General features: G+C 63.2%; 14 protein-coding genes. 4 read left to right on the top strand and 10 right to left on the bottom strand.

Annotation, left to right across the window (positions count from 1 at the left end; all coding sequences use genetic code 11):
• Positions 1-55 precede the first annotated feature (55 nt).
• The gene (locus ACSSVC_RS01410; protein WP_346633195.1) at positions 56-727 is read right to left on the bottom strand and encodes a polysaccharide lyase family 7 protein; all 672 of its coding nucleotides are present in this window, start codon (positions 725-727) and stop codon (positions 56-58) included.
• 318 nt (positions 728-1,045) lie between these two features.
• Here ACSSVC_RS01410 and ACSSVC_RS01405 point away from each other — a divergent pair, with 318 nt between their 5' ends.
• The 3 genes from ACSSVC_RS01405 to ACSSVC_RS01395 are packed head-to-tail and all read left to right on the top strand — an operon-like array spanning position 1,046 to position 4,044.
• Entirely contained in the window at positions 1,046-3,169 is a 2,124-nt protein-coding gene (locus ACSSVC_RS01405) for a putative bifunctional diguanylate cyclase/phosphodiesterase (RefSeq protein ID WP_346633194.1), read from the top strand.
• A 42-nt stretch (positions 3,170-3,211) separates the two neighbouring features.
• Positions 3,212-3,724 carry a M48 metallopeptidase family protein gene (locus ACSSVC_RS01400; protein ID WP_492611925.1) on the top strand — a complete coding sequence of 171 codons (513 nt, stop codon included), beginning with the start codon at positions 3,212-3,214 and terminating at the stop codon, positions 3,722-3,724.
• Positions 3,725-3,747: 23 nt separating this feature from the next.
• Positions 3,748-4,044 carry a winged helix-turn-helix domain-containing protein gene (locus tag ACSSVC_RS01395; protein ID WP_102862029.1) on the top strand — a complete coding sequence of 99 codons (297 nt, stop codon included), beginning with the start codon at positions 3,748-3,750 and terminating at the stop codon, positions 4,042-4,044.
• Between the two features lie 3 nt (positions 4,045-4,047).
• Here the strand turns inward: ACSSVC_RS01395 and ACSSVC_RS01390 are convergent, their stop codons facing one another.
• Positions 4,048-4,500 carry a GNAT family N-acetyltransferase gene (locus ACSSVC_RS01390; protein WP_102862028.1) on the bottom strand — a complete coding sequence of 151 codons (453 nt, stop codon included), beginning with the start codon at positions 4,498-4,500 and terminating at the stop codon, positions 4,048-4,050.
• Positions 4,501-4,777: 277 nt separating this feature from the next.
• Here ACSSVC_RS01390 and ACSSVC_RS01385 point away from each other — a divergent pair, with 277 nt between their 5' ends.
• Positions 4,778-5,515: a substrate-binding periplasmic protein gene (locus tag ACSSVC_RS01385; protein ID WP_346633192.1), complete on the top strand. Its 738-nt coding sequence runs from the start codon at positions 4,778-4,780 to the stop codon at positions 5,513-5,515.
• Between the two features lie 96 nt (positions 5,516-5,611).
• Here ACSSVC_RS01385 and yccS read toward each other — a convergent pair whose 3' ends face one another.
• From yccS to betB, 8 genes are all read right to left on the bottom strand, one after another.
• Positions 5,612-7,804, bottom strand: coding sequence for a YccS family putative transporter (gene yccS, locus ACSSVC_RS01380; RefSeq protein WP_346633191.1), 2,193 nt, complete (start codon positions 7,802-7,804; stop codon positions 5,612-5,614).
• Between the two features lie 152 nt (positions 7,805-7,956).
• Positions 7,957-9,135 carry a BaiN/RdsA family NAD(P)/FAD-dependent oxidoreductase gene (locus ACSSVC_RS01375; RefSeq protein WP_346633190.1) on the bottom strand — a complete coding sequence of 393 codons (1,179 nt, stop codon included), beginning with the start codon at positions 9,133-9,135 and terminating at the stop codon, positions 7,957-7,959.
• Positions 9,136-9,226: 91 nt separating this feature from the next.
• Positions 9,227-10,564 carry an ATP-dependent RNA helicase DbpA gene (gene dbpA, locus ACSSVC_RS01370; RefSeq protein WP_346633430.1) on the bottom strand — a complete coding sequence of 446 codons (1,338 nt, stop codon included), beginning with the start codon at positions 10,562-10,564 and terminating at the stop codon, positions 9,227-9,229.
• A 233-nt stretch (positions 10,565-10,797) separates the two neighbouring features.
• Positions 10,798-12,228, bottom strand: a complete 1,431-nt coding sequence (gene mdtD / locus ACSSVC_RS01365; RefSeq protein WP_404937833.1) for a multidrug transporter subunit MdtD — start codon at positions 12,226-12,228, stop codon at positions 10,798-10,800.
• Between the two features lie 118 nt (positions 12,229-12,346).
• Entirely contained in the window at positions 12,347-13,684 is a 1,338-nt protein-coding gene (locus tag ACSSVC_RS01360) for a TldD/PmbA family protein (protein ID WP_492611924.1), read from the bottom strand.
• Complete coding sequence (locus ACSSVC_RS01355) at positions 13,684-15,126, bottom strand: TldD/PmbA family protein (RefSeq protein ID WP_404937831.1); 1,443 nt, start codon at positions 15,124-15,126, stop codon at positions 13,684-13,686. Before ACSSVC_RS01355 ends, ACSSVC_RS01360 begins: the two co-directional genes overlap by 1 nt.
• A gap of 215 nt (positions 15,127-15,341) precedes the next feature.
• Entirely contained in the window at positions 15,342-17,045 is a 1,704-nt protein-coding gene (gene betA / locus ACSSVC_RS01350; protein ID WP_346633186.1) for a choline dehydrogenase, read from the bottom strand.
• A gap of 136 nt (positions 17,046-17,181) precedes the next feature.
• Positions 17,182-18,654, bottom strand: a complete 1,473-nt coding sequence (betB, locus tag ACSSVC_RS01345; RefSeq protein ID WP_446439352.1) for a betaine-aldehyde dehydrogenase — start codon at positions 18,652-18,654, stop codon at positions 17,182-17,184.
• Positions 18,655-18,736 lie beyond the last annotated feature (82 nt).

The following is an 18,736-nucleotide window of genomic DNA, read 5'->3' as shown; positions in this document are numbered from 1 at the left end:
GCGCTGGGCTCAAGGGCGCTTTCGCCGGCAAGCCGGCTCCTGCAGGAGAAGGGGGTCAGATTTTGTTGTGGTCGATATCCAGCTTGGAGAAGGTCACTTTGCCGCCCTCGCTGGTGTAGCCGCTGTTGTCCTGGACATAAACCCCTGCCTTGAAATACAGCGGCTTGTCGCGCCAGGTGGCGCTCAGCTGGCCATCCCATTGATAGCCTGCCGCACTGATCCCCAGGGCGCCACCGGGACTCAGATGAATCAGGTAGGAAAATTCACGATCCAACGGCACGTTCTTGGCGAGGGTAATGACCCGGCCTTCGTCGTCATCCGGACGCATGCGCACCTTGGCCACGATATTGCCGCTGCCTTTGCTGGCCTTGTACTGGTACTCCACTTTCACCAGGGGCTTGGTGCTGTTGTAGGCATGGATCTGGCCAACGACGATCTTGCCCGTCGAGGGCACCTGTTTCACCGCCAGGGTGGCGTACAGCAGGTTGTCGGCTTCGGGATAGGTCCAGTTGCGCAGGTTGCCGTTGGAATAGGTTTCCCGCAGCTCGGTGCGTGGGTAAATGGCGTTCTCGGTTTTCGAGCCGGTGACCGGTGACCAGAAGAACAGGGTGCCGCTGTCGGAGTGGAAGTACTGGTCCTTGAAGCCTTTGACCAGGGTTGGGGTGTCAATGGTTGCCGGTGGGCTGCCGACGGGAACGCTGAGGTTCCAGGTTGCCAGATCGATCATGGTGAGGGGTCCGCAAGGATAGGTCTGGAGCAGGTCGCCGAGGGCTTTAGCCTGCGCTTCTTCGGGCGTCTTTATAGCGCAGAACTGATGCCGGGCGAGGTCCGTACGGCGGATATATGACGTCAGCAAAATGTCGAAATGCCATCTTTCCCGGTTTTTATGAGGCAAAACTGTGACCGTTAGTCGGGAGCCGGTGCCATTGGTGGAGTGATGGCGTGATGGCAGCTTCTGCTTTTGAAGAACCGGGTCTAGAGTGAGTCCACAGTTTTAGTCAGGTTTTCTCACCCGTTCAGTCTTATTACAGACAAGAGAAGCAGCATGGAATGCGTGCACCCGGAGGTAGCCGAAGGCCACTCCACTCTCCTGATCGTTGATGACTATCCTGAAAATCTCCTAAGCATGCGCGCGCTGTTGCAGCGTCAGGACTGGCAGGTGATGACCGCTGCCTCCGGTGTCGAGGCCCTGGGCCTGTTGCTCGAGCATGAAGTGGATCTGGTGCTGCTGGATGTGCAGATGCCCGGGATGGATGGTTTTGAGGTGGCTCGCCTGATGCGCGGCAGCCAGCGTACCCGGCTGACACCAATCATCTTTCTCACCGCGAACGAACAGTCCCAGGACGCCGTGATCAAGGGCTATGCCAGTGGCGCGGTGGACTACCTGTTCAAACCCTTCGATCCGCAGATCCTCAAGCCCAAGGTCCAGGCCCTGCTGGAGCACCAGCGCAATCGCCGGGCCCTGCAGCACCTCAGCCATGACCTGGAGGTGGCGCGAGCGTTCAATGCCTCGGTGTTGGATAACGCCGCCGAAGGCATCCTGGTGGTGGACGAGGGCGGCCATGTGCGCTTCGCCAATCCAGCGGTTTCGCGCTTGCTCAATGCCCAGGTGAAAGATCTGGAAGGCTCGCCCTTCCTCGACTATCTGCAAAAGCCCCACGTCCCCGACTGGAACGAATCCGAACTCTATGCCTGCTACCGCCGGGGCGAGACCTATCGTCTGCATGATGCCCTGTTGCGTACCGTCCCCGGTCAGCAGCTCAGCGTGGCCCTGTCCTGCGCGCCCCTGCCCAGCGAGCAGAAGGCCATGGTGGTGACCTTGCTGGACATGTCCGAGGTACGACACCTGCATCAACAGCTGGAGTACCAGGCCGTTACCGATCCGCTGACGGGCCTGCTCAACCGGCGCGGTTTCTATCAGACGGTGGAGAACATCCTGCTGCGCAGCGATCGCTCGGGAAAGTCTCTGGTCCTGCTCTATCTGGACCTGGATGGCTTCAAGCGGGTCAACGACTCCCTGGGGCACGATGCCGGCGACCGGGTGCTGCGCTGGGTCTCCGAACAGTTGAAGGAATGCCTGCATTCGTTCGACATTCTCGGGCGCATGGGCGGCGACGAGTTCACGGCCTTGCTGGAGCTAAGCTTCCCTGAGCAAGCGGCAAAGATCGCCGAGAAGCTGATCGAGCGCCTGTCCATCAGCCAGCAAATCGATGGCATGGAGGTGGTGCTGGGAGCCAGCATTGGCATCGCCATCTACCCTGACTGCGGTTCCAATCTGGAAGGCCTGTTGCGGGCAGCGGATATCGCCATGTACGAGGCCAAGCGTGCCGGCCGTCAGCAATACCGTTACTACGATCATGAAATGAACGGCCGTGCCCGTTCCCGGCTGATGCTTGAAGAAAGCGTGCGCAGCGCGGTGGAACGCAAGGAGTTCACCCTGGTGTATCAACCCCAGGTGGCCATTGCCGATGGCCGCTTGCGGGGATTCGAGGCGTTGCTGCGCTGGCGGCACCCGAGTGTCGGCGATGTACCGCCGGGGCTGTTTCTACCGTTGCTGGAAGAGGCCCGGTTGATCAGCCGCCTGGGCAGCTGGATCTATCAACAGGGGGCCGCTCAGCGCAAGGATTGGGAGCAGGTGTTCAGCCCGGACCTGGTGCTGGGGGTCAGCCTCAGCGCTACTCAGTTCGGCATGCCCAACCTGGTTACCGAACTGCGCCAAGTGCTGTTGCGCCATGGCCTGCAGCCTCGTCAGCTGGAGGTGGAGGTTACCGAGGCGGCACTGACCCAGAACCTGGACGAGACCCGCAAACAGTTGCAACAGCTGCATGAACTGGGGGTGCGGGTCGCCCTGGACGATTTCGGTTCAGGCAGTTGCTGTTTGGCGTACCTGCGCGACCTGCAGTTGGACACCCTCAAGCTTGACCGGCACCTGATCGCTCGCCTGCTCACTTCGCCGCGAGATGCCGCCATCGCCCGCAGCGTAATCGACCTGTGCAAACAGTTCGGCCTGCTGGTGATTGCCGAAGGTGTGGAAACCCTCGAACAATACGAGTGGCTCAAGGCCAACGGTTGTGAATACGTGCAGGGTTTCCTGGTGGCTCGCCCCCTGACTGCCAACAGTGCCAGCCAATTTGCCCAGCCTTTTGACTGGAGCGCGTTGCCGGCCTGAATTCGCTACACTGGCGCTCTTTGCACCTTGCGTTGCCCCTTCATGACTGCACTCAAATACCTCCAGGCCTACCCCGTCGCCCTGCAACAGCAGGTGCGCCAGCTGATCGACGAAGATCGCCTGGGGGACTACCTGAGTCGGCGTTATCCGAACAAGCACGCGGTGCAGAGCGACAAGGCGTTGTACAGCTACGCTCTGGAGCTGAAGCAGGAGTACCTGCGCAACGCCCCGGCCATCGACAAGGTGCTGTTCGATAACCGCCTGGACCTGACCCACCGCGCCCTGGGCCTGCACACCACGGTGTCCCGGGTGCAGGGCGGCAAGCTCAAGGCCAAGAAGGAGATCCGCATCGCCTCCCTGTTCAAGGAGGCGGCGCCGGAGTTCCTGCGGATGATCGTGGTGCACGAGCTGGCGCACTTCAAGGAGTCGGACCACAACAAGGCGTTCTACAAGCTCTGCGAGCATATGCTGCCGGGCTATCACCAGATGGAGTTCGACCTGCGGGTCTACCTGACCTGGCGCGACCTGCATGCCAAGGCGGGAGCGGCGGATTAGTGCTTAGTGAAAGGGAGTAGGCGATGGATGTAAGCAAGACCAAGAGCAGTTTCTACCGCCGCCTGTATGTGGCGTATCTGATCGACAGCGGCCTGGCCAGCAGTGTGCCGGCGCTGACCGAAGTCACCGGCATGCCTCGACGCACGGCCCAGGACACCATCGCCGCCCTGGCGGACCTGGATATCCTCTGCGAGTTCGAGCAGCAGGACGGCGCCCGCAATCATGCCGGGCGCTACCGGATCCATAGTTGGGGTGCCATCGACAAGGGCTGGATCGAGCCCAATCTGCGGCAAATCAAGACGGTGCTGGGTTATCCCTGAGTCTCAGGCCCGGCGCATGCCGATATGGGGAATGCCGTCTTCCAGGTACTCCTCGCCCGCGACGATGAAGCCGTAGCGTCCGTAGTAATCCTGTAGATGGGCCTGGGCCGAGAGGTAGATCGGGGTTTCTGGCCAGTGTCGTTGTGCCTGTTTCAGCGCCTGCTCCATCAGGGCATGGCCCAGGCCCTGGCCACGGGCCTGTTCGGCGATCACTACGCGGCCGATCACTACGTCGCCGCCCTGGGAGATCGGGTCCAACAGGCGCAGATAGGCCAGCAGGCGGTCGTCGTCCCAGGCCATCAAGTGGCAGGTATCGCCTTCAAGATCGCGGCCGTCCACTTCCTGGTAGGGGCATTTCTGTTCCACGACAAAGACTTCGGTGCGCAGTTGCAGGATGGCGTACAACTGTTCCTTGCCCAGATCGGTGTGATGCTTGCAGACCCATTCGATGGTCATCTTCATATCCTGTAGAAAGTGCTGCGCGAAATACTAAGCACATCGCCGCGGGATGTCTTGTCGAGCATTACCAAGAGGCTGTTTCTGTGAGTTAGGTCAAAATGCCACCATTGTTGTTACTGGCATTTGTCTTCTTTGTGTAATCTGTTTTCAAGTCCTGTACAGCGGTATTGATGAGCTAATGTTAGGAGCTGGGCTGCCCTGTCGAATACCGGTAGGGGCCCTCGAGTGTCGGCTGGAACGCGCTGGGCCCTGGGCCCGCTAAGGATCTTTTAGCATGCTGCGATTGCATCGAGCTTTGGCTTTGATCGGATTGCTGTTGCTGGGCCAGAGCGCTTCTGCAGAGAAGCTGCGACTGGTCGCTGACGCCTGGCCCCCCTTTACTGACGCGACCCTGGTCAACGGCGGGGTGGCCACCGATATCGTCAGCACTGCCCTGTCCCGTGCCGGCTATGCCAGCGAGTTCGAACAGGTGCCCTGGGCCCGAGCCCTGCTGGGTATTGGCGAGGGGCGCTACGACGTGCTGGTCAATGCCTGGTACAACGAAGAGCGCACCCAATTGGGGCAGTTCTCCTCGGAGTACATGCTCAACCGGGTGCGCTTCATCAAGCGCAAGGACGCTCCGCTGGAATACAGCAACCTCAAGCAACTGCATGAGTACCCGGTGGCGGTGGTACGTGGCTACGCCTACTCCCCTGAATTCGACAATGACCCGGACCTGCAGAAGGTGCCGGTGCACAACTTCGCCATGGCGGTGCGCATGCTGGCGGCGGATCGGGTCAAGCTGACCCTGGAAGATGAATACGTGGCGCGTTACTACCTGGCCCGGGAATCACCGCGGGTGCGCAATGCCGTGGAGTTCCTGCCCAAGCCTCTGAGCGAGAACAGCCTGCATATTCTGGTCAGTCTGAAGAACCCCGAGCACGCGCAGATCGTGGCCCGGTTCGACCAGGAAATCGCCGCCATGAAGGCCGACGGCAGCTACGACCGCCTGCTACGCCAGCACGGTATGTAACCGAACAGGGGCTGGCTTGCAGGAGCTGGCTTGCCAGCGAACGCGGCCCTGAATGTGGGGTAAGTCCTCAGGCCTCTTTCGCCGGCAAGCCGGCTCCTACGCTTCTGCGGTGTCGCTGGTGTCTTTGATCAGGTGTGCCGCCAGGGTCCGTAACGGGCCCAGCTGGCGGCAGATCAGCGCCAGCTGGGTCTGCACCAGGCGCTGGCCTTCGTCGATTTCATCCGGCATCTGCTCCAGTTCATTGGCCAGTGCTTCCTCGGCATCGCTCTGGATGGCGATCGGGGTCTTGTCGGCCAGGCCCTGGGCAATCTCGTCGATGCTCGCCGCCAGGCTGACCCCAGCACCGTTGATCAGGTGCTCGCGGACTTCCCCCGGCAGTTGGGTTTCCCGGTGCGCGCCCAATCCCGACAGGTAGCTGAGCAGGGTGTGGGACAGCACCAGGAAGCGGAACCCCACGTCTGCCTCCTTACGGAAGTGCCCCGGCTCCATGAGCATGTTGGCCAGGGTGGTGGACAGCGCCGCATCGGCGTTGTGGGCGTTGCGCCGGGCCAGGCGATAGGCCAGGTCGTCGCTCTTGCCGGCGGCGTACTGCTGCATGATCTGCCGCAGGTAGATGCTGTTGCAGGTCAGGGTATTGGCCAGCACCTTGTTCAGGCGCCGGCCCTGCCAGTCCGGCAGGAACAGGAACACCGCCAGCCCGGCGATCAGACTGCCCAGCAGGGTATCGAACAGCCGCGGCAGGAACAGCCCGTAGCCGTCGCCCACCTGGTTGAAGCAGAACAGCACCATCAGGGTGATGGCGGCCGTGGCCAGGGTGTAGCGGGTGGTGCGGTTGGTGAAGAACACCACCCCGGCGGCGATGGCGAACAGCGACTGCACCAAGGGGCTCGGGAACAGGTCGAACAGCGCCCAGGCGATGGTCAGGCCGATGGCGGTGCCGATGATCCGCTGCCCCAGCTTGCGCCGGGTGGCGCCGTAGTTGGGCTGGCAGACGAACAGCGTGGTGAGGATGATCCAGTAGCCCTGGGAAGGGTGGATCAGATGCACCATGCCGTAGCCGATACTCAGCGCCAGGGGCAGGCGCAGTGCATGGCGGAACAGCAGCGAGGTCGGCGTCAGCTGGGTGCGCAGCCGAGTCCAGACATCCTTGAGGTTGCGCGGCGAGCGGTCCAGCAGGCTGCTGTCGGTGGCATCGGCCAGGGCGTCGGGGTTGCTGGCGTCGCTGAGCAGTCGGTCGAGGGTGCCGAGGTTGGCCGCCAGGGCGCGTAGCGAGCGCAGCAGCCCGCGCCAGGCCGGATTGCTCTGGATGCGCAGGTGTTCCAGGGAGGCGTGCAGGTCACCCAGGGCTTGGGCAAAGCTGGCGTCATAGACGAACGGCTGGCGCAGCTGGATGGATTCCGCCAGGGCGCGGCAGGCCTTGCCCTGCTGGCGCAACAGGCGCTGGCAGCGGAACAGCACGTCGCTGTGGAAGAAGGCGTCGGTCAGGGCGTTATAGGGGTAGTGGGACGAACTGGCACGCTCGTGGATGTCCTGGGCAAGGAAGTACAGCTTCAGGTAGCGGCTGACTTTCGACCCCGGCCGGCCATTGCCCACCCGGTGCAGGATGATTTCCTTGGCGGCGTTGAGGGCGGCCACGACCTTGCCATTTTGCTGGGCCAGCTCCAGGCGCCGGGCTTCCACATCCAGCTGGCGGATCGGCTCGAACAGGGATGACTTGAGCTTGAGGTAGAAACCCAGCTCACGGAACAGCCGGGCCAGGCTCTGCTGCACCGGCTGGTTGGAGAACAGCGCTTGCCACAGCACCGAGAGCAGGCCATACCAGGCCGCGCCGGCTACCAGCAGCAGCGGCTCGTGCCAGAAGTCGAGCACCGCGCCACCGCGCTGGTCGACGCCGATCATGGTGTAGACCGAGAGAATCAGGGTCGCCGAGGCGATGGCGCCGTAGCGCTCCCCCAAGGCCCCGAGCATGGTCAGGCCGAAGCTGGCCAGGGCCAGGGCAATGGCAAAGATCCAGGGATAGGGGAACAGCAGTTCCACCGACAGCGCGGCGATGCTGAAGCACACCAGGGTCACGGCCAGGGCGTTGAGCCGGCCTTGCCAGCTGTCGTCGGTTTCCGCCAGGGCGCTGGCGATGATGCCGAGGAACAGCGGAATCAGCAGGCCCATTTCATCCTGGTACCAGCACAGCGCCATGCTGCCGGTCAGGGCGATGAACACCCGCACGCTGTAGCTGAATTTATCCAGCGCCCAGAGACGGCGCAGGGACTGACGAAAAGAGGTCGATGACATGGAGTGGGACAGGCCTTCCGGGGCGATGCAGCTAAATTGAGCCAGTATTGACGACGGCGCAATGCCGCCGTCACATCCGATAGCAAATTCTGTTCCCACCCAGAAACTGGAGAAGCGAGGACGCGCCCCTCGCTCCTACGTGCGCATCAGGCTCAGACGTACTGGGCCGCCGCGTAGCCCGAGGCCCAGGCCCACTGGAAATTGAAGCCGCCCAGGTGGCCGGTGACGTCCAGCACTTCACCGATGAAATACAGCCCCGGGCTTTTCAGGGACTCCATGGTCTTGGACGAGACCTCACGGGTGTCGACGCCGCCCAGGGTCACTTCCGCGGTGCGGTAGCCCTCGGTGCCCGCCGGTACCAACTGCCAGCTGCCGAGTTTTTGCGCTACGTCCGCCAGCTCGGCCGGGGTGTACTGCTTCATCGGTTTGGAGACGAACCAGTGATCGGCCAGCAGGCCCGCCATCTTCTTGGTGAAGATTTCCCCCAGGAGTGTCTTGAGCTCGCTGTTGGGGCGCTCGGCCTGCTGTTGTTGCAGCCAGCCCAGGGCGTCGTGGTCTGGCAGCAGGTTGATCTCGACGCTGTCGCCGGGCTGCCAGTAGGAGGATATCTGCAGGATCGCCGGGCCGCTGAGGCCGCGGTGAGTGAACAGGATGTTCTCGCGGAAACTCTGGTCGTTGCAGCTCACCAGACAATCCACCGAAGTGCCCGACAGCTCGCCGCACAGCTCCTTGAGCTGGTCGGTGATGGTGAAGGGCACCAGGCCGGCGCGGGTCGGCAACAGTTCATGGCCGAACTGCCTGGCCACCTGATAACCGAAACCGGTGGCGCCCAGGGTCGGGATCGACAGGCCTCCGGTGGCGATCACCAGGGACTGGCACTGCACCTGGCCCAGGGTGGTCTGCAGCAGATAGCCCGACTCCAGCTTCTCGATCTGCTGGATCGAGGTGTCCAGGCGCAGGTCCACACCCACTTGATCGCATTCATCGAGCAGCATGCCGAGGATGTCGCTGGACTTGTTATCGCAGAACAGCTGGCCGAGTTTCTTCTCGTGGTAGGGCACGCCGTGCTTGGCCACCAGGCCGATGAAATCCCACTGGGTGTAGCGAGCCAGGGCCGACTTGCAGAAGTGCGGGTTCTGCGAGAGGAAGTTGGCCGGTTCGGTGTACATGTTGGTGAAATTGCAGCGGCCACCGCCGGACATCAGGATCTTCTTGCCGGCCTTGTTGGCGTGGTCCAGCAACAGCACCTGGCGTCCGCGGCCGGCCGCGGTCAGCGCGCACATCAAGCCTGCGGCGCCAGCGCCAATGATCACGACTTCGGTAGAACGCAAAACGGTGTCCTCTTGATGGGGCGCGACAAAACAAACTGTGGGAGCGAGCCGGCTCGCTCCCACAGGGGATCTCCTTTGGATGGAAGATCAGTTACAAAACACGCACGCGCAGCGAACGGCCCTTGATCTTGCCGTTGTTCAAACGCTGCAGCGCCTGCATGACCACGGTGCGTTCAACCGCCACATACGACTGGAAGTCGAAGATCGCAATCTTGCCGACCTGGGCGCCCGGGATGCCGGCGTCGCCAGTCAGTGCACCGAGAATATCGCCCGGACGCACTTTGTCCTTGCGCCCGCCAGCGATGCACAGTGTGCTCATCGGTGGCTGCAGCGGGGCGCCGCCCTGGGACTTGAGGTTGTCGACCTGATCCCAGTTCAGCGGGGCTTTCTGCAGCTGTTCGATGGCTTGCGCGCGATGGGCTTCGGACGGTGCGACGAGGCTGACCGCGATACCTTTTTCGCCAGCGCGACCGGTACGGCCAACGCGGTGAATGTGGATTTCCGAATCGCGGGCCAGCTCGACGTTGATCACCATGTCCAGCGCATCGATGTCCAGGCCACGGGCCGCCACGTCGGTGGCGACCAGTACCGAAGTACTGCGGTTGGCGAACATCGCCAGCACCTGGTCGCGGTCACGCTGTTCCAGATCGCCGTGCAGGCCGACGGCGGAAATGCCTTTGGAGGTCAGGTGATCGACGGTTTCCTGCACTTGCTGCTTGGTGAAGCAGAAAGCGACGCAGGAAGCCGGGCGGAAGTGGTGCAGGACTTTGGTCACTGCGCTCATGCGTTCTTCCGGGGAGATCTCGTAGAAACGCTGTTCGATCTGCGTGTCGTCGTGGAACGCTTCGGCTTTCACCGTCTGCGGATCACGCATGAATTTCGACGCCAGTTGCTTGATGCCCACCGGGTACGTGGCGGAGAACAGCAGGGTCTGCCGGCGCGACGGGGTCTTCTCGATGATGTCTTCGATAGCGTCGTAGAAACCCATGTCGAGCATGCGGTCGGCTTCGTCGAGGATCAGCGTGTTCAGGCCATCAAGCACCAGCGAACCCTTGCGCAGGTGTTGCTGGATACGCCCCGGGGTGCCGACGATGATGTGCGCGCCGTGTTCCAGGGAAGCGATCTGCGGGCCGAAGGACACGCCGCCGCACAGGGTCAGGACCTTGATGTTGTCTTCGGCCCGGGCCAGGCGCCGGATTTCCTTGGCCACCTGATCGGCCAGCTCGCGAGTCGGACAGATCACCAGGGCCTGGCAGCCGAAGTAGCGCGGGTTGATCGGGTTCAGCAGGCCGATGCCGAAGGCGGCGGTCTTGCCGCTGCCGGTCTTGGCCTGGGCAATCAGGTCCATGCCCTTGAGGATCACCGGCAAGCTCTGCGCCTGGATCGGCGTCATCTGGGCATAACCGAGGGAGTCGAGGTTAGCCAGCATGGCGGCGGACAGGGGCAAAGTATTAAAAGCGGTGGCGATGGTGGTCACGGGACTGGCCTGCAAAACAAAATGTCGCGCAGTGTATCAGTCTCGCTCCCACAACCTGCAAATTCTGGACGAGCAACCGCGCAGGGGCGGTTCTGGGTAGGAGCTGGCTTACCAGCGAAGGCGGACGCAAGGCTCAAGGGCCTCTTCGCCGGCAAGCCGGCTCCTACGGGGAGAGGTGTGTGGGTTCAGTGTTCGATGTGCTGCTCCTGGACCTTGCGCGCTCGGCGGCCATCGGTGGGCGACAGCTGGAGGAAGATCGCCGCCGCCAGCATCGCCATGATTCCTACCGTGAGGAAGGTCAGCTGGAAGGCGCCGAGTACGGTGTCGACTCCGTCATTGCCCACTTCAGCAGTAAAACCGCCCAGCAGTGCCCCGGCACACGCCACTCCCAGGCTCAGGGACAGTTGCGCCACCACCGACAGCAGGCTGTTGCCGCTGCTGGCCGCGGCATCGTCGAGGTCGATCAGGGTCACGGTGTTCATCGCGGTGAACTGCAATGAGTTGATCGCCCCCAGCACCGCCAGCATGCCCAGCAGCAGCGGATAAGGCGTGTGCTCGCTGACCAGCCCCATGCTGGCCAGCATCAGCCCCAGGGCCAGGGTGTTGCCGGTGAGCACGATGCGGTAGCCCAGGCGCTCGATCAATGGCCGGGCAATGGACTTGGCCAGCATCGCCGCGGCCGCCAGGGGCAGCATGCTCATCCCGGCCTGGGAGGGGGAATAACCCAGGGCCACTTGCAACAGCAGGGGCACCAGAAAGGGCAGGGCACCGCTGCCCAGGCGGGCGAACAGGTTGCCGAGGATGCCCACGGCAAAGGTCCGCACTTTAAACAGCGAAGGGGCGAACAGCGGGTTGTCGATATGCCCGGCTCGCAGCCAGTAGGCCGCCAGGCAGGCCAGGCCGCCAAACAGCAGCAACATCACCCGCAGGTGCGGCAGGTGCAGTTCACCCAGGCCTTCCATGGCGATGGTGATCAGCACCATCGCCGCGCCGAACAGCACAAAGCCCAGGCCATCGAAACGGGTGCGCTCGCTGCCCCGCAGATCGGGAATGAAACGCCACACCGCGTAGCAACCCACCGCACCCACTGGCAGGTTGATCAGGAAGATCCAGTGCCAGGTCAGGTACTGCACCATCCAGCCGCCCATGGTCGGGCCGATCAGCGGGCCCAGCAGCCCGGGAATGGTGATGAAACCCATGATCCGCACCAGCTCGGAGCGCGGGTACGCCCGCAACACCACCAGCCGCCCCACCGGCAGCATCAGCGCACCCCCCAGGCCCTGGATCACTCGGGCGCCGATCAGTTGGGACAGGGTGTTGGACATCGCGCACAGCAGGGAGCCGATGCTGAACAGCAAGATGGCGCCGAAGAAAATCTTCTTGGTGCCAAAGCGGTCGGCGATCCAGCCAGACGCCGGGATCAGCAGGGCCACGGTGAGCATGTAGGCGATGATCACCCCCTGCATGCGCAGCGGGTCTTCCGCCAGGTCCTGGGCCATGGCCGGCAGCGCCGTGTTGAGGATGGTGCCGTCCAGGGATTGCATGAAGAAGGCGATGGCCACTACCCAGGGCACCCAGCGGGCGGTGGTAGCGTCGAGAGGCGGGCGTTCGGGCATGGGACCTCGATGTGAGTTCAGGTAGGAGCCGGCTTGCCGGCGAAGGGCGCGCTGCATTCGGGCCAGGGCGTCGCGTCGTTCGCTGGCAAGTCAGCTCCTACAGCTTTGCGGGCAGTTCCTATAGGGTCAGGGTCAGGCGGCTGACCAGTGCTCCTGGCAAATGCATCGAGGCGGTCTGGCGCTGGCCATAGGTGCTGGCCGAAAGCAGCAGTTCCCGTTGCTCGGTCAGGGCCTCCAATTGCGAACCCAGCAGGCTGTAGACGCTGTCGTCGAAACGCATGGTGCTCACCGGGGCCTGGATCTCGCCGTTCTCCACCCAGAAGGTGGCGAAGCGGGTCATGCCGGTCAGGCGCGCCGCCGGCAGGTCCGAGTAGTTCAGGTACCACAGGTTGCTGATGTACAGGCCGGTGCCCAGTTGCTTGAGGATTTCCTGCTGGGATAGCTGGCCCGCCGCCATGTTCAGTGCGCTGGGGTATTCGCCGCTGCCGGCGCCATTACTGCTCAGGTCGTACTCGGCGGCGCTGCGGGAGTTGATCAACTGGGCATTGGCACTGCCCGCGGCAATCAGCGACAGGTCGCTGCGCGGGTAGCCCTCATCGGAAAACGCCGGGCTCAGGGAGCCGCTGACCTGTTCGTCCAGGGACACCAGGGGACTCAGGGTGGCATCGCCCGCGTAGAGTTTCTGCAGAGGGCTGTGTTTGCTGGCAATGGACTGGGCCGAGAACCCGCCCCAGGCCAGCATGCCCATGATCTCCTCCAGGGCCGCCGGCGCCAGGTAGGCGCGGTACTGCCCCGGCGCCAGGGTGCGCAGCGGTCGACCAAGGAACTCCAGTTGCTGGCGGGCCTGGTCGAAGCGCTGGGCGAAGGCTTCGTCGTCCCAGGCGTGTCCCGCGTAGCTGGCCTTCACCGCTTCGCCGTTTTCGTGGAACAGGCTGAAGTCGAAGTTGAAGCTGTTGGCCTGATGCCAGCCGAACGCTCCGCCGGAGCTGGCAAAACCTCGGCTGATGGGGCCGGCGGCATAGATGCCCACCAGATCCAGGCCGGCCCCGGCGCGGCCGATTTGTGCCACCACCTGCTCGCTGCTGGGCAGCGGATGGTCCTGCACGTGATGGGATTGCCATTGGGCATGATTGAGCATCAGGTACGGGTCCGCCGGCAGCAGCGGCAGGGTTTCCCGCAGCTGTTGCAGGGCTTCGACCAGGCGCTGACGGTCGACCTCGGGGTCGTTGCTCAAGGTGATGCTCAAGTCGGCGTGGCGTCCGTCGTCGATCAGCTTGAAATGCAGGCTGGCCTGCTGCACCTGCCCGGCCTGACGCACTTTGGCGTGGTTGAAGCGGATGAACTCCGAAGACTCCGCAGCGTAGCTCAGGGTGAACTGTTCCGATTCCCTGATCGCGTCCTGCAGCCACTGCACCCATGCCTTGAACTGCTCGGCCTGATTCATCGTCCTGCTCATCAGGCATCTCCTCCAAATACGTCAATCTTGCTGAACACGCAGGCCGGCGAAGCGTGGCCGACGCGGATCACCTGGTTGGGCTCGCCCTTGCCGCAGTTGGGCGTGCCCAGGACCTGGAAGGTGCTGCGGTCGCCGACGGCGCTGAGGTTGCGCCAGAACTGTGCGGAAATACCCCGGTAGTTGGGGTTCTTGACCACGCCCTTGAGCTCGCCGTTTTCGATCAGCTGGCCCCATTCGCAGCCGAACTGGAACTTGTTGCGGGCGTCGTCGATGGACCATGAGCGGTTGGTGGACATCAGGATGCCGTGTTCGATCTGGCCGATCAGGCGTTCCAGTGGCTGGTCGCCGGGCTCGACGTTGAGGTTGGCCATGCGGTCGATGGGCGCGCGGTTCCAGCTGCTGGCGCGGCTGTTGGCAACGCCGTCGAGGCCGCTGCGGTACTGCGACAGGGCGCTGCCCAGGGGGCGCACCAGCAGTCCCTCGCGGATCAGGAACTGCTTGCTGGCGGCGCTGCCATCGTCGTCATGTCCGTAGCTGGCCAGCTCCTCGGGAATCTCCGGGTCGAAGGTCACGTTGAGCAGGGACGAGCCGTATTGCAGGCGGCCGAAGTCTTCCTGTTTGACGAAGCTGGTGCCGGCGTAGTTGCGCTCGTCGCCGAGGATGCGGTCCAGCTCCAGGGGATGGCCGATCGACTCGTGGATCTGCAGCATCATTTGGTCCGGCATCAGCAGCAGGTCCCGCTGGCCCTGCGGGGTGTTCGGCGCCAGCAGCAGTTGCAACGCCTGGTCGGCCACCCGTGGCGCCGCTCCCAGCAGGCCGCAGCGGCTGATCACATCGCCAGCGCCCTGCTGGCCGAAATTCTCCCGGCCCAGGCTGCGGGTCTGACTGTCGCTACCGTCGTAGGCGGTGACATCCAGGCCCGGGTAGACGAAACGCTGAGCCTGGCGCAGCTCGGCGCCGGCACTGTTGAGGTAGATCTGCTCGACCTGGGTCACGCCGATGCCCACTTGCCAGTTCACCAGGCGCTCGTCCTTGGGCACCGAAGCCGATTCATCGCCCAGCAGCTGGTAGCAGTCGCTGAGGGACGGGAAGGGCTGGTCCAGGTTGGGCGAAAGGTAGTCCGCACGGTGGCTGGATACCGGTTGCTCGCGCAGGTCCAGCAGGGCGTGGGCGGCAATCACCCGAGCCTGTTGTTCGGCACGGTCGAGGGCGGCTTGCAGGCCGCCTTGCGAGAGGTCGTTGGTGGCGGCGTAGGCTTCCACACCGCGCACCCGTACGGTCAGCATCGCCCCTTCGTCACGGCCCAGGCTCGGTGGTTCGGCAATGTTCTTGCGCACTGACAGGTACTGGTCCGACTCGCGCACGTAGCGCAGGGAAAAGAATTCGGCGCCCGTGCGCAAGGCAGCAAAGCGCTGCTTGAGCTGGGGGTGAAAGTCGAACATGGAGGACCTCCTTGTGAGGCGCGATAGCGGGCCGGCGCGTTTCGCCAGCAAGCTGGCTCCTACAGGTTATAGGTGCTGATGGGCTCGGGGACGAAAGGGGATGTGCAAGTTGCAGAACTGTAGCCGCTGCCGAAGGCTGCGATCAAGGATGGAGTTCTGGGGGATACGGGGAACAGAGAAAGGGCACCGACCGTTGCGGTCGGCGCCCGTGCTGCTTACTGCGCGGTTGGAGTGATATCGCGCATTGGCTTGCCACGCACCGGGGCGTCGCCCGCGACGTAGTAGTCGGCCTTGCTGCGAGGCAGCGGCTGACGGCCACGGATCTTGTCGGCGATTTTCTCGGCCATCATGATGGTCGGCGCGTTGAGGTTGCCGGTGGTGATGATCGGCATGATCGAGGCATCCACCACGCGCAGGCCTTGCATGCCGTGCACGCGACCCTGGCCATCCACTACTGCCATGTCGTCGGTGCCCATCTTGCACGAGCAGGATGGGTGGAAGGCGGTCTCGGCGTGCTCGCGGACAAACTTGTCCAGTTGCTCGTCGGTCTGCACCTCGATGCCCGGGCTGATTTCGCGACCGCGGAAGGGGTCCAGGGCCGGCTGTTGCATGATTTCACGGGTCAGGCGGATGCCGTCGCGAAATTCCTGCCAGTCCTGATCGGTGGCCATGTAGTTGAAGAGGATACTCGGGTGCTGGCGTGGGTCCTTGGACTTGAGCTGCACGCGACCACGGCTCGGCGAGCGCATGGAGCCCATATGAGCCTGGAAGCCATGCTCTTTCACACCGTTGCTGCCGTTGTAGTTAATCGCTACCGGCAGGAAGTGGTACTGGATGTTCGGCCATTCGAACTCTTCACGCGTACGGATGAAACCGCCGGCTTCGAACTGGTTGCTGGCGCCGATGCCGGTGCCGTTGAACAGCCACTCGGCACCGATGGCCGGCTGGTTCCACCACAGCAGCGATGGGTACAGGGACACGGGCTGGGTACAGGCGTACTGCAGGTACAGCTCCAGGTGGTCCTGCAGGTTTTCACCCACGCCCGGCAGGTCGTGGACCACCGGGATGTCCAGGCTTTCCAGGAGGGCGCGGGGGCCGACGCCGGAGCGTTGCAGCAGTTGCGGCGAGGCGATGGCGCCGGAGCTGACGATCACTTCCTTGCGGGCGCGGGCTTCCACGCGCTCTTCGGTGCTGCCTTGCAGGTAACTCACGCCGATGGCGCGCTTGCCGTCAAACAGGATCTTGTCGGTCAGGGCGTGAGTGACGATGGTCAGGGTCGAGCGCTTTTTAGCGGTGTCCAGATAGCCGCGCGCGGTGCTGGCGCGACGACCTTTAGGGGTGACGGTACGGTCCATCGGACCGAAGCCTTCCTGCTGGTAGCCGTTCAAGTCTTCGGTACGCGGGTAACCGGCTTGCACGCCGGCTTCGACCATGGCGTGGAACAGCGGGTTGTTGCCGGCTTTGGGCGTGGTCACGCTGACCGGGCCTTCGCCGCCGTGGTAGTCGTTGGGGCCGATGTCACGGGTCTCCGCCTTGCGGAAATACGGCAGGCAGTCCAGGTAGGTCCAGTCTTCCAGGCCTGGCAGCTTGGCCCAGCCGTCGTAGTCCATGGCGTTGCCGCGGATGTAGCACATGCCGTTGATCAGCGACGAGCCGCCCAGGCCCTTGCCGCGACCGCACTCCATGCGACGACCGTTCATGTGTGGCTCTGGATCGGTCTCGTAGGCCCAGTTGTAGCGACGGCCTTGCAGTGGAAAGGCCAGTGCCGCCGGCATCTGGGTACGGAAGTCGAAACGATAGTCCGGGCCGCCGGCTTCCAGCAGCAGGACGGTGACGCCTTCGTCTTCAGTCAGACGGGTCGCCAGGGTGTTACCGGCTGAGCCGGCACCGATGATGATGTAATCGAATTCTTGGGCCATTGGAGCCTCCGTGGAGAGCTGCAAGCCTCAAGCTTCAAGCTGCAAGAGAAGGCAGCGAAGCGGGCTTGGCATTGAATGAGGAGCAGGCGGCAAGCCAGGCTGTTGCCTTGGCTTGCCGCTTGTAGCTGGCTGCTGCTTAGAACACCGAGGCGTAGTCGCCCAGCTCGACCTGTACCGATTTGATGCGAGTGAAGTTGTTCAGCGAGCTGATGCCGTTCTCACGGCCAACACCCGATTGCTTGTAGCCGCCAACCGGCATCTTGGCGTCGGATTCGCCCCAGGCGTTGATCCAGCAGATACCGGCTTCGAGCTGGTGAATCACGCGGTGAGCGCGGTTCAGATCCTTGGTGACCAGGCCGGCAGCCAGACCGAAGTCGGTGTCGTTGGCGCGGCGGATCACTTCTTCTTCGGTCTCGTAAGTCAGGATCGCCATCACTGGGCCGAAGATTTCTTCACGGACGATGGTCATGTCGTCGGTGCAGTCGGTGAACACGGTCGGGGCAACGAAAGCACCCTTGGCGAATTCGCCGTCGGTCAGGCGCTCACCGCCGCACAGTACGCGGGCACCTTCTGCTTTGCCCTTGGCGATGTAGCCCAGCACGCTTTCCATGTGCGGGAAGCTCACCAGCGGACCGAAGTTGGTGTTTTCGTCTTCCGGGTTGCCGATGCGAATGCGCGCAACACGCTCGGCGATCTTGGCTTCGAAAGCGGCTTTCAGGTGGCTCGGTACGAACACGCGAGTACCGTTGGTGCAGACCTGACCGGAGCTGTAGAAGTTGGCCATCATCGCGGTGTCGGCGGCGCGATCCAGGTCGGCGTCGTCGAAGATGATCAGCGGCGACTTGCCACCCAGTTCCATGGTCACGTCTTTGAGCGAAGAGCTGGAAGCGCTGGCCATGACCTTCTTGCCGGTGTCGGTGCCGCCGGTGAAGGAGACTTTCTCGATGCGCGGGTGCTCGGTCAGCCAGGTGCCGACTTCACGGCCGCTGCCGGTCAGGACGTTGAACACGCCGTCCGGCAGGCCGGCTTCGGTGTAGATCTCGGCCAGTTTCAGGGTGGTCAGCGAGGTGACTTCGCTCGGCTTGAAGATCATCGCGTTACCGGCTGCCAGGGCTGGAGCGGATTTCCACAGGGCGATCTGGATCGGGTAGTTCCAGGCGCCGATGCCGGCGACCACGCCCAGGGGCTCGCGACGGGTGTAGACGAAGGAAGTGGTGCGCAGCGGAATCTGCTCACCTTCGATGGCCGGTACCAGGCCAGCGTAGTATTCCAGCACGTCGGCGCCGGTGACGATGTCGACATACTTGGTTTCGGAGAACGCCTTGCCGGTGTCCAGGGTTTCCAGAGCGGCCAGTTCGTCATTGCGCTCGCGGAGGATTTCCACAGCGCGACGCAGGATGCGCGAACGCTCCATGGCGGTCATGGCGGCCCAGATCTTCTGGCCTTTTTCGGCGCTGACCACGGCGCGTTCCACGTCTTCCTTGGTCGCACGTTGCACTTGTGCGAGAACTTCACCGTTGGCCGGGTTGATGGCATCGAAAGTGGCATCGCTGCCGGCATCGGTGTAGCCGCCGTCGATGTAGAGTTTTTGCAGTTCGAAACGGGCCATAGTGTCCTCGCAAGTGCATTAAGTAGTGGGCTTGACCACCGGGCGTGTCCTGAAGTTCAGGGCACGTTGATCAGTGGCGGGT

It is taken from the genome of Pseudomonas sp. E1BtOHC1, assembly GCF_058744285.1.
Note: the sequence above shows the minus strand (reverse complement) of the source record. Positions and strands in the feature narration are given on the sequence as shown.

Bases quoted from the DNA above. Each gene is read 5' to 3' on its own strand.
- ACSSVC_RS01410 (WP_346633195.1), bottom strand. From the start codon at position 727: ATGATCGATCTGGCAACCTGGAACCTCAGCGTTCCCGTCGGCAGCCCA.
- ACSSVC_RS01405 (WP_346633194.1), top strand. From the start codon at position 1,046: ATGGAATGCGTGCACCCGGAGGTAGCCGAAGGCCACTCCACTCTCCTG.
- ACSSVC_RS01400 (WP_492611925.1), top strand. From the start codon at position 3,212: ATGACTGCACTCAAATACCTCCAGGCCTACCCCGTCGCCCTGCAACAG.
- ACSSVC_RS01395 (WP_102862029.1), top strand. From the start codon at position 3,748: ATGGATGTAAGCAAGACCAAGAGCAGTTTCTACCGCCGCCTGTATGTG.
- ACSSVC_RS01390 (WP_102862028.1), bottom strand. From the start codon at position 4,500: ATGACCATCGAATGGGTCTGCAAGCATCACACCGATCTGGGCAAGGAA.
- ACSSVC_RS01385 (WP_346633192.1), top strand. From the start codon at position 4,778: ATGCTGCGATTGCATCGAGCTTTGGCTTTGATCGGATTGCTGTTGCTG.
- yccS (WP_346633191.1), bottom strand. From the start codon at position 7,804: ATGTCATCGACCTCTTTTCGTCAGTCCCTGCGCCGTCTCTGGGCGCTG.
- dbpA (WP_346633430.1), bottom strand. From the start codon at position 10,564: ATGCTGGCTAACCTCGACTCCCTCGGTTATGCCCAGATGACGCCGATC.
- mdtD (WP_404937833.1), bottom strand. From the start codon at position 12,228: ATGCCCGAACGCCCGCCTCTCGACGCTACCACCGCCCGCTGGGTGCCC.
- ACSSVC_RS01360 (WP_492611924.1), bottom strand. From the start codon at position 13,684: ATGAGCAGGACGATGAATCAGGCCGAGCAGTTCAAGGCATGGGTGCAG.
- ACSSVC_RS01355 (WP_404937831.1), bottom strand. From the start codon at position 15,126: ATGTTCGACTTTCACCCCCAGCTCAAGCAGCGCTTTGCTGCCTTGCGC.
- betA (WP_346633186.1), bottom strand. From the start codon at position 17,045: ATGGCCCAAGAATTCGATTACATCATCATCGGTGCCGGCTCAGCCGGT.
- betB (WP_446439352.1), bottom strand. From the start codon at position 18,654: ATGGCCCGTTTCGAACTGCAAAAACTCTACATCGACGGCGGCTACACC.